This window comes from Halobacillus sp. AWH4_228, assembly GCF_056158365.1.
The window spans coordinates 1,537,688-1,550,602 of record NZ_JBSWTE010000001.1 but is presented as its reverse complement, the minus strand read 5'-3'; the positions used below and the strand labels follow the sequence as shown (position 1 = coordinate 1,550,602).

Below are 12,915 nucleotides of genomic sequence, written 5' to 3'. Positions count from 1 at the left end.
AAAACAGCTGCGGGAACGATTCCCGCAGCTGTTTTTTTATCGTTCTTTACTATCCAGAATAAGAGTGACAGGTCCTTCATTCGTTAACTGCACATTCATCATCGCTCCGAAAGAACCGGTTTCCACCTGCACACCCTGATCCATCACCATCTTATTAAAGGACTCATAGAGCTGAGCGGCTGCATCTGGCCGGGCAGCCCCCATAAAGTTCGGCCGGCGGCCTTTACGCGTATCCCCATACAACGTGAACTGGGAGATGGACAGCATCTGCCCTTCGACGTCCTTAAGAGAATGATTCATTTTCCCGTTCTCATCTTCAAAGATCCTCAAATGAGGAATCTTATCTGCTAAATACCGGGCGTCTTCCTCTGTATCTTCATGTGTAACCCCAAGCAGGATTACGAGACCACGCTCGATCCTTCCAACCGTTTCATTTTCAACAGTAACAGAAGCATCAACCGCACGCTGGACAACGGCTTTCATCTTCTATTCCCCTTTTTACTGCATAACACGGCGTACCGTGTATACTTCCTGTATTTGTTTGATCCGTTCTACGATCTTCCTTAGATGATTCGTGTTTTGAATTAAAATCGTAATGTGGATGGTCGCCATTTTATTCCGGTCTGATTTACCCGAAACAGCAGTAATATTGGTTTTCGTTTCATTGACCGCCTGGAGCACTTCGTTCAACAGGCCTCTCCGGTCGTAGCCCCAGATTTCCAAATCGACATGATACTGTTTGGAATCGGTAACCGATGTCTCCCATTTCACCGGTAGAAGACGTGTCTGTGCTTCCTCTGCATGCACGTTCGGACAGTCGGTACGGTGAACCGACACTCCACGCCCTTTGGTAATATAGCCGATGATATCGTCACCAGGTACCGGGTTGCAGCACTTGGAAAGCCGCACTAACAGGTTGTCGACACCTTCCACTCGGACACCGGAATCCTTCTTCCCTTTTCTGGAAGGCTTCTTGATTTCCGTTGTGCTTACATCAGCCAGGGTCTGTTCAAGATCCTGCTCCTTCTGCTTCTGCTTCCTTATCTTCTCCGTAAGTCTGGTCGCAATCTGAGCGGCAGTTATGCCCTGGTACCCAACAGCAGCAAACATATCTTCTTCATTGGCAAAATTGAACTTCTCAGACACTCGGTTCAAGTTGTCCTGCGTATACACATCTTTCGGTTGAAGACCGAAGTTCCGGATTTCGCGCTCCACAAGCTCTTTCCCTTTGGACGTGTTTTCGTCCTTCTGCTGCTTTTTGAAGAACTGCTTGATTTTGTTTTTGGCCTGAGATGTCTGGGCCAGCTTAATCCAGTCTTTCGAAGGGCCGTACGCATGCTTGGACGTCATAATTTCCACAATGTCGCCGGTTTTCAGTTCATAGTCCAGCGGCTCCATTTTTCCGTTGACCTTGGCGCCGATCGTCTGATTCCCCACTTCTGTGTGAATACGGAAAGCAAAGTCTACGGGGACAGAGCCGGAAGGAAGTTCTATGACGTCGCCCTTCGGCGTGAAGACATAGACCATGTCGGAAAAGAGGTCGACTTTCAACGATTCCATAAACTCTTCGGCATCATGGGTTTCACTCTGCCACTCCAGAATCTCACGGAACCATGTCAATTTCTCTTCAAACGATTGTCCGGATACCGTCTGCCTGCCTTCCTTATAAGCCCAGTGAGCGGCAATTCCGTACTCGGCAATTTCATGCATTTCATGGGTGCGGATCTGAACTTCCAGCGGGTCACCTTTCGGGCCGATCACCGTTGTATGAAGGGACTGGTAGAGGTTTGGCTTCGGCATAGCAATGTAATCCTTGAAACGGCCGGGCATCGGTTTCCAACAGGTATGGATGATTCCAAGAACTGCGTAACAGTCCTTTATGCTGTTCACGGTAATTCTAACGGCTAACAAGTCATAGATTTCATTGAACTGCTTGTTCTGAAGCACCATCTTCCGGTAGATGCTGTACAGATGTTTCGGCCTTCCGTTTAAATCAGCACCAATGTTCACATCGTCGAGCTGTCCACGGATTTCATCGATCACTTCTTCGATGTAATGCTCCCTTTCGTTCCGCTTCTGCTTCATCAAGTGAACAATCCGGTAATACTGCTGCGGATTTAAATACCGGAGCGCTGTATCTTCCAGCTCCCACTTAATCGTCGAAATCCCAAGGCGGTGGGCAAGCGGAGCGAAAATCTCCAGCGTTTCATTGGATATTCTCCGCTGTTTTTCAGCTGGAAGGTGCTTCAGTGTTCTCATATTATGCAGGCGGTCAGCCAGCTTAATAAGGATGACACGCATATCCTTCGCCATAGCTACAAACATTTTCCTATGGTTTTCCGCCTGCTGAGCTTCTTTGGACTTGTATTTGATTTTACCTAATTTGGTAACGCCATCGACAAGCATGGAAACCTCTTCATTGAAAGCTTCTTCAATCTGCTCCAGTGTAATATCCGTATCCTCCACGACATCGTGAAGGAATCCCCCTGCAACCGTTTCGGGATCCATTTCCAGATTGACCAGTATCCCTGCAACCTGAATGGGGTGGATAATATAAGGTTCACCGGATTTGCGGAATTGACTGCTGTGCGCTTCTTCTGCAAACGCATAGGCACGGCGGATAAAAGCCAGGTCCGACTCGTTTAAATACTGACTCGCCTGTTCTATGACCTCTTCAGCAGTTAGAACTGTATCTTTCGCCATTCAATCACCCTGATTCCTTTAAGACTTTCTAAAGTTATTTGTCATCATTATCAAAAAAAGCACCCTCTTTGTAAAGTCATACACTTCAAGCGCTTGTAAAACAAAGAGCGCCCTAAAGAAAGGGCACTCTTTTCTATTAATATTGCATCAATGTCAATACGTCATTGTTTTTCAATTTTTCACGGCCATTCAAATACGTAAGTTCAATTAAGAACGCGCATCCGGCTACTTCTCCACCCAGCTGCTCAACAAGGTCGATGGTCGCTTCAATCGTTCCACCGGTAGCAAGCAGGTCATCAACAATCAAAACACGCTGACCAGGCTTGATGGCATCCTTGTGAATAGTCAGGACATCTTTGCCATATTCCAGACCGTAATCCACTTTGATGGTTTCACGAGGGAGTTTCCCTTCCTTACGTACCGGCGCAAAGCCGATTTCAAGAGCATAGGAAACCGGGCATCCTACGATGAAGCCACGCGCTTCCGGACCTACGACAATATCAATTTCCAGCTGTTTCGCGTACTCTACAATTTCATCAACAGCGGACTTGAAGGCAGGACCGTTATCCATCAATGGGGTGATGTCCTTAAACTGGACGCCTTCTTTCGGCCAGTCCTGTACGATTGCAATATGTTCTTTATAATCCATTAACTACTTCCTCCTTGACTTGCTTCGAACGTTGGTTCAGATAGCGGTCGAACCATTCCTTCAATTCTTTATATGTGGAATAATATAGCGTTTGTTCCATTTTCAACTGTTCTTCGCGTTCGATATAAAGCGAAGATTCACGTAAATCTTTTTGAGATGGTTCGGATTCAACCGTTAAAATCCCATCTTTTATTTTAACAAACTGAAGTTCAAAAAACACCTCTGAAATAAATTCCACCATGGATCGGTCCCAGCCTTTTCTTCCGGCCAGAAGATCCGCTTCTTTTTTCATGTCAAAACGGCCGCGCTTCAACAGCATACCATAAAACCATTTGAAGTGGTCCCGTGACGGCCATGTTTTTAGGAAGGTACTCTCTTCCAGGTGATAACAGGCATACACCTTTTTCACTTGGACGGCCTCCAGCATGGATGTCAGTTCTTTCATTTCCCGCGGCAGATCAAGAATCAGAAGGCCGTCCCACGAAGATTCATCGATGACCTGTTCCGGTTTCAGAACGGGGAGGTCGAACGGAGCTGTCTCTTTATCTTGAAAACTAACAGCCCCATACTTTTCCCTGGGAGGGACAGCTATATTTTTTTCAAGATGCCTGGACCCGCGGTGATCAAAAAGCTGCCACTCTGACACGCTGATATCCCTGATCATGACCTGAAGGTTTTTCCGTCCATTCCACTCATTGACACCCAGCTCCCCGACAAAATCAATAACAGCATGCGGTGACAGCTGTGTATACAAATCTCCAAGGCCAAAAGCAATGCCGTCCACTTTTACCTGCTCACCTTGGAATTGAAATTTCAGATGGTTTTTCTTACTTCCTATCAACCGTACTTCTTTAGGGGTATGCTTGAGATGAAACAAAGGCTTAGGGTTACCCATACCGAACGGCCGGAGCTGATCAATTTCCTCAATCTGCTTCAAAGAGACATCGTCCACGGCTACTGTGGTTTCTATGTCAAGCACCTGATGGTAATCGTCTGCAGACAGCTTTTCCCTTGCAATACCGATCAAATCGTCTCTCAAGGCATCCAGCTGATCCAGTTCTACGGTCATTCCCGCTGCCTGGGCATGTCCACCGAAATGAAGGAACCGGTGACGGACTTCCATACAATTGGTAAACATATCAAAGGCATCAATACTACGGGCCGAACCTTTGGCTACCCCTTTTTCGGAATCAATGCCAAGAACGATGGCGGGCCTGTCAAACTGACGGACAAGCTTGGAAGCTACAATACCGAGCACACCCGGGTTCCAGCCTTCCTTGGCTACAACGATGACTTCATCAGCCACGCCTTGTTCATTCACAAACATCTCTTCTGCCTCTTTGGCAATGGCTGCGACGATTTTTTGACGCTCCTGATTCAACTGGTTGATAAAACCGGCTGTTTCCTGAGCCTCTTCCAAACTTTCGGACAACAGAAGGTCAACCGCCGGAGCAGCGTCCTGGAGACGGCCGACAGCGTTGATTCTCGGGCCGATGGTGAAACCAATCGTTTCCTCATCCATCTCCCCTTCAATCGAGCAGACATTACGGAGAGCCTGAATTCCCGGCCTTTTGGACTGGGAGATCGCTTTTAGACCAAAGTAGGAAAGGACACGGTTCTCATCAACAAGAGGGACAAGGTCCGCAATGGTGCCAATGACCACAAGATCAAGAAAATGCTTCGGACATTCTCCTAAAAGAGCGTGAGCGAATTTAAAAGCAACGCCGACGCCTGCCAATTCCTGAAACGGGTAATCCGCCGAGGTTTTCGGATGGACGATGGCAAACGCATCCGGCAGGGTTTCCTGCACTTCGTGGTGATCGGTAATAATTAAATCCAGACCCAGTTCTTTAGCAAACGCCGCCTCTTCGACAGCAGCAATTCCTGTATCGACAGTTATAATGACGCCGTACCCGGAATCGAAGGCAAATTGGAAGGCGTCCTTGTTCGGACCATAACCCTCTGTGAAGCGGTTGGGAATATAAAAGTCGCATTCCACGCCAGCCTCTCTCAGCGCCTCAATCATAAGCGTAGTGGAACTGACCCCGTCTGCATCATAATCGCCGAACACAAGAACAGGCTCCCCGGCTGAGGCAGCCTCTTTCACGCGTGCAACAGCCTTTTCCATCCCTTCCATCAGAAATGGATCATGGAGTTGTTCAAAAGACGGGTGCAGGAAACGCTGTTCCGCTTCCGGCTCAAAAATCCCCCGCTTTTCCAGCAGTTGTTTCGTAAGCGGCGTCAGCCCGCCCGGGCGGCTGCTTCTATCTCCCTGGACCGGATCGTTATATGTAATTTTCCATTTCATCTTACTTTCTATCATAAGTTCACCCCTGACCCATCTATTATACAAGAGCGGGTCAGGGGTAGCAAATGCAATTATGTGATGTTTTCCCTGGAGTCATTCTCTTCACCGGCTTCAGAGGCGGGCTCTGTTTTCTCTCCGGTTTCCTTCTCGAATGCCTGCAGTTTTTCCAGTAAGGAACGTTTCTCTTTTCTTAATCTGAAGTAGCGGACCGCCCCTACAGAGGCTGTAGCAAGACCTCCAAGCAGCACGGAAACGAGAATCACAAGAATTAAGGGAGCCTCCCCGGTTCCGAATAGATAATTGACCTGCACAGACTCGACGTTGATAACCGCGAACACAGCAATCACAACAGCAAAAATAAGAGCTGAAATAATATACGTTTGACCTTTCATAGAGCATCTCTCCTTTTTCATATCCTATTACTAAAAATATACCCGTTCTCCAAACAAACAAAAAGCGGTCTTTCCAACAGGAAAGACCGCTTGATACGGACCACATTCCATTACCCGAAGGAACGGTTACACCTGAGGTCCGTCATTACGCTTTTTCTTCACATAGTTGATCGGCTTATCTTTGATATTTCTGCCGCGCCAGACGAGCCATAGCTGGGACGCAATAAACAGGGACGAATAGGTTCCTGCCAGCAGTCCGATGACAAGGGCGAAAGAGAAATTCGTAATCGATGAGGCACCGAAGACGAGCAGCATAACCGCTGCAAAGATGACCGTAATCACCGTATTGAAACTTCTAGCCAAGGTCTGCATTAAGCTGTCATTCACAATCTTAGCCAGCTCCGTAAAGGACTTGACTTTCTTCTTAAGTTTCAAGTTCTCCCGGATCCGGTCAAACGTAACGATGGTATCGTTGACAGAATAACCGACGATGGTGAGAATGGCTGCGATAATCGTGATATCGAATTCCAGCCTTGTAATGCTGAAGAAGGCGAGAATGAAGAACGCATCATGCAGCAGGGCGATAATGGCGGTAATCGCAAAGAATATTTCAAAACGAATCGTTACATAGATGATGATTCCAATCGAAGCATAAAGAACAGCAAGCGCTGCGTTTTTCGCCAGTTCCTTGGCCACAATCGGAGACACTGTACTGATATTCGGTGTACTGCCGAACTCCTCTTCATAGTACGACTGGATGTCAGCTACTTTATCCTTGCTCAGTTCAGAATCAAACCTCGCAACAGCAATTTCATTGTTATCCCCTGAAATGACCACCTGTTCAGGAGAAACATCAAATTCACTTTCCATTGTCTCCTCCACTTGAGAAGCGGTTATATCCCCGTCCGATAAAATGGAGACACGGGAACCATTGGAGAAATCAATCCCGAGATTGAGTCGGAATACAGACAGCGCAAGAACACCGGCTGCGATCAGGACAATGGAAATCGTGAAGAACAACTTCCGTTTGCCGACAAAGTTAAAGGAACGCTTCATGAAAGTGGCATCCACTTCTCCACCATCTTCGATATTTTGAATCTGCTCCGGTTTGACCCCGAACCAGCGCGGACGTTTATTAAGGAAACGGCTCTTCACCCATAGACTCATAAACAGGCGCGTTCCATACACCGCCGTTACAAAACTCACCAAAATACTGACAATGAGCATCGTAGCGAAGCCTTTCACCGAACTTGTACCGAAAATGAACAGCACGGAGGCCGCAATCAACGTGGTTATGTTCGCATCCATGATGGTGGACAACGAGCGCTTATTCCCTGCTTTGTAGGCAGACATGAGCGACTTGCCTGATTTCAGTTCTTCTTTGATCCGTTCATAAGTAATGATGTTGGCATCGACGGCCATCCCCACACCCAGAATCAAGGCAGCAATTCCCGGCAGGGTTAGAACCCCATTCATCAATTCAAAGACAACTAAGATCAAATAAATATAGACGGACAGCGTCAGCGATGCAATGACACCTGGGAATCGGTAGTAGGCAATCATAAACAGGAAAATAGCGGCTACGCCGATCACTCCTGCGATGATCGTTTTGTTCATCGCCTGTTCCCCGAATTGAGCCCCGACGGAATTGGAATACGTTTCTTCCAGATTCACAGGCAGAGAACCTGCATTCAATACGTCTGCCAGTTGCTGGGCGGACTCAACGGTGAAGTCGCCGCTGATTTGAATGGAATTGCTGCGGATCGGTCCATTCTCGCGGAAGGACGGAGCTGAAATATACTCAGGATCCGCTGATCCGTACTGTTCTGCAAAGGATGTTTCTTCATCGTAATCCAGCCAGATGACAAGCAGGTCGTCCGGATAGGGGGTCGATGGATCATCCGTTGTATTATAAACTTCCTCTGAAACATCGTAAAAATCAGAGGCGCTTTTCACCTTCAAAGTTACGACCGGTTCATTTGTATTTGGATCGAAGGACTGCTGGGCACTTCCTTCCACTAAATCGGATCCATCAAGAAACAGCTTTCCATCTGTACTTCTGAATGTTAATTCCGCTGTCGTGGAAAGCAGTTCCCTTGCCGTCTGCTGGTCCTCCACACCGGCCAGCTGCACACGGATCCGTCCGTTATCTTCAATGGATATGTTGGTTTCACTGATTCCCAGCGTGTTGACACGCTGACTCAGCGATTCCGCCGTGGCTTCCAATACCTGTTCATTCACTTCCTGGTCTTCGTTGAGAGGCTCCACATCATAAAGAATTTCAAAGCCACCCTGCAGATCCAGTCCTAGTTTGATATCTTTTGTAACTCCAGTAATCGTCGTCCCAATCGTAGCTGCCAACAACAGCACCACGATGAAAAAGGCGACAATCCGCCCTCGTTTCACCATTCGCTTCTGCTCCTCCTTTATGTATCCCGGCACGGGGAATGCCCCCGTATGGTTGTACAAAACAGGGTCCGGTCTTTCCCGTCCCTATTCTACTACTTTTTACTTTTTTCGCAACAGCATCCGTGTAAAGCTGTGTTTTTATCCCGATTCTGTCTGGTTGAGTGCTTCAATAGACGCGAGCAGATCATCATTTTGATAAGCTTCAACCGTCAGATAACTTGTGTAGGTATGACTGGATAAATGAAAAATATCCTGAACCACCTGGTGAAGCCTCATTTCCGGCTCCCCTTTCCACACTTTGGACATCAGACAATTCCAGATTTCCGCCTCTGTCGCCCGCGGATAACCAAGCAGTCTGAATTCCTCCGCTTTACTCTTTGTCACAGGAGCTACTTCCTTTTTCCACAATCCGACACGCTTATAAGGTTCCATATCGATACTCCTCACTTCATCATTTCGTAGAATCCGTAGTCATGCCTTGTCCACGATTGAGCATATACTTCATTGTATCGGAATTTCATTTCTTTGAGAAGGCGGATCGAAATATGTCTAAACAAACTTTTCTCCACGGGGCTCTGATTCTCGTTGCCGCCGGATTAATCACGCGGTTCCTCGGCTTTGTGAACCGCATCGTCGTGGCGCGGGTCATGGGTCCGGAAGGCGTCGGGCTTTACATGATGGCCCTTCCAACCTTAATCATGGCGATTACCATCACCCAGTTCGGACTTCCTGTAGCGATTTCCAAACGTGTATCAGAAGCGGAGGCTACAGGGAACGAAGGGAAAATCAAGCGGATTTTGATCGTATCCCTCGCTGTAACTACGACATTAAGCATCGTTTTTACAATCGGTATTTTCATGCTGGCCCCTGTCATAGCTGATCATTTCTTAACGGATGCACGGGCCCTTTCCCCGCTGCTTGCGGTTACACCGATCATACCGATCATTGCTGTTTCCTCTGTCATCCGGGGCTATTTCCAGGGAAGGCAGAACATGAAGCCGCAGGCTGTTTCCCAAGTCATTGAGCAGGTCGTCCGTATCGGATCGGTCATTCTTTTTACGAAGATGCTCTATCCATATGGTGTGCAGTATGCAGCTGCTGGTGCGATGGGAAGCGCGGTCCTTGGAGAATTGGTGTCCCTGTTGTATATGCTCAGGCAGTTCAATATTCATAAAAGCTTCCGGCTGCGAAAATCGTGGAAAAAGAACCTTGGCGAAGGGCGGAAGACATTGAATGAGCTGATGACCATTGCCCTGCCTACGACCGGCAGTCGTTTTATCGGTTCGCTGACTTACTTTTTCGAACCAATCCTTGTCGCTCAGAGTCTGGCCCTTGCCGGTTTTGCAGCTGTAGAATCCACAAAACTTTATGGAGAATTAACCGGTTATGTGCTTCCGCTTCTCTTTCTGCCGACATTTCTTACGCATGCCCTTTCTACAGCACTCGTCCCCTCCATCAGCGAAGCCGCAGCCAAAGGAAATAAGGAAACCATCCGCTACAGGATTATGCAGTCCATCCGTCTGTCGATCGCTTCCGGCGGTTTGATCACGATTGTGTTCATGATTTTCCCTGTCGTGATTTTAACCGCAGTATATGGGACAAGCCATGCTTCTTTCATGCTCCAGTTCATGGCCCCCTTCTTCCTGCTCCATTATATCCAGACGCCTCTCCAGGCCACCCTGCAGGCCCTTGACCTGGCACGTCCAGCTATGTGGAACACCCTTATTGGAGCAGTTGTGAAATTCATCGTCCTTGTCGCCCTTACCTCCCGTCCTGAATTTGGTATACACGGAGCGGCCGCGGCCATCTGTGTCGGGGTGGTCATTGTCACCCTGCTTCATCTTCAAGTCCTTGTGAAATACAACGTCCTACGCTTTCCTTTTCTATTGTTCTTTAAATTTTTCATCGTCATCGGAACGACCGGTATCGTCGGTTTTATTTGGAAAAACAACTGGCTCCATGAAACCCGGCCGCTTTCGCAGCTGCTCATTATGGGCGGCGGGCTTGCCATCCTCTACCTGTTTCTGACGTATGTGTTCCAGCTGATTCGAAATGAAGAATGGAAAATGATCCCCTGGAAGAAAATCCTGCCAAAAAAATAAGAACCTGCGTCTCCTGGAGCGGTATGGACTCTTGCCCCCGTTCCATGTTCACTTAATAGTAATCAGGTAACCCTGCCGGCTATAGAGGAGCATTAAACCATTTTGAAAAGAAAAGAGGAGGATCTTCTGTTCAACAGAAGATCCTCCTCTTTTCTTTTCAGCTTACGTTTGTTTCCAATCGTGCCCATGGCATCCTTTCGATGACAGACGGTCCATAAGCAACCAACCTAGAGGCAGCTGGTTTTAATGGAATTCATTCTTTCGATCAAACTGAAGCTCTCCCTGATCATTGATTGTGCAGAGAGAGACCTCCTTCACCTCGGTGAGGCCTTGATGGTGGAGCCGTTCCAACAGCCAGCGTCTGCTTTTTCCGATGATCTTCAGCCCGCTTTTTTGAATCTCTCCGTCTGCAATTAAAACGACTGCATAATCAGAGGTTCCATCTTCCTTTTTCTCAAAGACAGACAATTTTCCTGATGGCTCTAAAACGGCATATGCCACGTCCTGCACTTCATGAACGCCATGCTCACGGAGCTGAAGAAGCAGATCATTGAAGTTATAACGCTGACGCCTCATTTCATATTCATCCACTCTCCCGTGCTTGATGATCACAGAGGGCTTTCCGTCGAACCAGTTTCTGAACGCCTGATTTTTAAGTGACATCCAGGCGCTGCCGATTTGAATCGCCAGGAGGACCGCCATAGGGACAATCGCCTTCCAGATTTCTTCATCCGGCTCTTCGATAAGAAAAACAGCAATCTCAGCCAGCATGATAAATACGACAAGATCCATGACACTCAGCTCTCCGATTTCCCTTTTGCCCATAAACCGGAAAACGAGCAGAATAATCAGATAGGTGATGAGGGTTCGAAAAATTACAGAGATGACAAGCACGTCCATCCACGACCTTTCCTCTTCCGTGCCTTTGTTGTTAACATCACCTATTTTTCAAAATTTATGACAGGAACGGCAGAAGATAGCGGAACCAGATGTACACACTGCAGATCAGCAGGGATACGAGCAGAACAGGGATTCCGTACAAAGAAAACTTCAGAAAAGGAATCGGCTTGTTGTGACTTGCTGCGAGTCCGGCTACAACCACGTTTGCAGAAGCTCCCACCAACGTCCCGTTCCCGCCAAGGCACGCGCCAAGCGCCAGCGCCCACCAAACAGGATCCACGTTCATCATTCCGTAGCCCTGAAGTTCCTGGACGACTGGGATCATAGCTGCCACGAATGGGATGTTATCCACGACCCCTGACAAGATTCCCGCACTCCACAGCATAACCATGGCGGTTACAGGCAGGTCCCCTCCGGAAAGCCAGACCATTCCACGGGCCAGTTCGTCAATGACGCCGACCGTCTCCAGTCCTCCGACAAGCATGAACAGTCCCATGAAGAAGAATAACGTTACCCACTCCACTTCTTGAAACACATGCTCCACGTCGAGCTCTTTTTCAGAGAGAAACAACAGCAGGAGCGCACCGCTGACAGCGATCGTCGTAATATCCATATGGATGAACGGGTGCATCATAAATCCAGTAATGGTCAGAAGCAGGACACCCACCGATTGGAATAGAAGCGGGGTGACCTTCAAATCGGCTTTGGCGTTTCTATCCATCAGCCGCCGGGCCAGTGCTTCATCATAAACGAGTCGTTTGCGGTATAAAAGAATCATGCCGGCCATCATGACGACAAAAATGACAATAACAATGGGACCAAGATGGTACATAAAGGAGACAAAACTGAAATGCTCCACGGCTTGTCCGATCATAATGTTCGGCGGATCCCCGATCAGTGTTGCTGTCCCGCCGATATTGGAACTGAAAATGGTCGTAATCAAATAAGGAAAAGCGGGGAGCTTCAACTCATCGATGAGGGACAGGAGTACAGGAACAAATAAAAGCACCGTTGTCACGTTGTCCAAAAAGGCAGAGCCTACTGCGGTAAAAATGCCGGTGACGATCAACAATGGAACAGGCCGTCCCTGGACGAGCTGGACGAGTCGGACAGCCATGAACGAAAAAATACCGGTTTTCTTTGTAATGGAGACAAGGACCATCATCGAGAACAAGAGGGCGACCGTTTCCCAGTCAATAAAACCGAAAGCATCCTCCCACGCATAAACCTTCGTCATTAATAAAAGGACGCCGCCGGCAACAGCCACGAGTGCCCGGTTCAGTTTCTCTGTCATGATGAGGATGTAACTTGCAGTAAATATGAGAATTGCCAGTACGGTTGACATAGATCTTCCCCTTTTATACGGACTTTTTATATACGTATTCACGGGAAGGCGGAAATATCTGCTTCTATCTCTATGGATTTTGCGCATATAGTGAAAGTGACAAGCTG

Annotated in this window: 10 protein-coding genes; 1 reads left to right on the top strand and 9 read right to left on the bottom strand. The window is 47.9% G+C overall.

Annotated elements, in window-relative coordinates:
• Positions 1-36 precede the first annotated feature (36 nt).
• From dtd to ACXADP_RS07620, 7 genes are all read right to left on the bottom strand, one after another.
• Positions 37-483, bottom strand: coding sequence for a D-aminoacyl-tRNA deacylase (gene dtd / locus ACXADP_RS07650; RefSeq protein ID WP_474969077.1), 447 nt, complete (start codon positions 481-483; stop codon positions 37-39).
• Positions 484-498: 15 nt separating this feature from the next.
• The gene (locus ACXADP_RS07645) at positions 499-2,703 is read right to left on the bottom strand and encodes a RelA/SpoT family protein (RefSeq protein WP_474969078.1); all 2,205 of its coding nucleotides are present in this window, start codon (positions 2,701-2,703) and stop codon (positions 499-501) included.
• 136 nt (positions 2,704-2,839) lie between these two features.
• Positions 2,840-3,352 (bottom strand): adenine phosphoribosyltransferase, encoded by a 513-nt coding sequence (locus ACXADP_RS07640; protein WP_027955293.1) that lies wholly within the window; start codon positions 3,350-3,352, stop codon positions 2,840-2,842.
• Positions 3,342-5,675, bottom strand: a complete 2,334-nt coding sequence (gene recJ, locus ACXADP_RS07635; protein ID WP_474971200.1) for a single-stranded-DNA-specific exonuclease RecJ — start codon at positions 5,673-5,675, stop codon at positions 3,342-3,344. The genes ACXADP_RS07640 and recJ overlap by 11 nt, the downstream gene beginning before the upstream one ends.
• A gap of 56 nt (positions 5,676-5,731) precedes the next feature.
• Entirely contained in the window at positions 5,732-6,052 is a 321-nt protein-coding gene (locus ACXADP_RS07630; protein ID WP_474971199.1) for a LapA family protein, read from the bottom strand.
• Between the two features lie 126 nt (positions 6,053-6,178).
• Complete coding sequence (secDF, locus tag ACXADP_RS07625; protein ID WP_474971198.1) at positions 6,179-8,461, bottom strand: protein translocase subunit SecDF; 2,283 nt, start codon at positions 8,459-8,461, stop codon at positions 6,179-6,181.
• Positions 8,462-8,599: 138 nt separating this feature from the next.
• Positions 8,600-8,893 (bottom strand): post-transcriptional regulator, encoded by a 294-nt coding sequence (locus tag ACXADP_RS07620; protein ID WP_474969082.1) that lies wholly within the window; start codon positions 8,891-8,893, stop codon positions 8,600-8,602.
• Positions 8,894-9,006: 113 nt separating this feature from the next.
• On the opposite strand from ACXADP_RS07620, the gene spoVB reads away from it, so the two are divergent.
• A complete protein-coding gene (gene spoVB / locus ACXADP_RS07615) occupies positions 9,007-10,563 on the top strand; it encodes a stage V sporulation protein B (RefSeq protein WP_474971197.1) in 1,557 nt (518 codons plus the stop codon).
• Between the two features lie 243 nt (positions 10,564-10,806).
• Here the strand turns inward: spoVB and ACXADP_RS07610 are convergent, their stop codons facing one another.
• Complete coding sequence (locus ACXADP_RS07610) at positions 10,807-11,463, bottom strand: DUF421 domain-containing protein (protein WP_474969084.1); 657 nt, start codon at positions 11,461-11,463, stop codon at positions 10,807-10,809.
• Between the two features lie 55 nt (positions 11,464-11,518).
• Positions 11,519-12,808 carry an ArsB/NhaD family transporter gene (locus tag ACXADP_RS07605; RefSeq protein ID WP_474971196.1) on the bottom strand — a complete coding sequence of 430 codons (1,290 nt, stop codon included), beginning with the start codon at positions 12,806-12,808 and terminating at the stop codon, positions 11,519-11,521.
• Positions 12,809-12,915 lie beyond the last annotated feature (107 nt).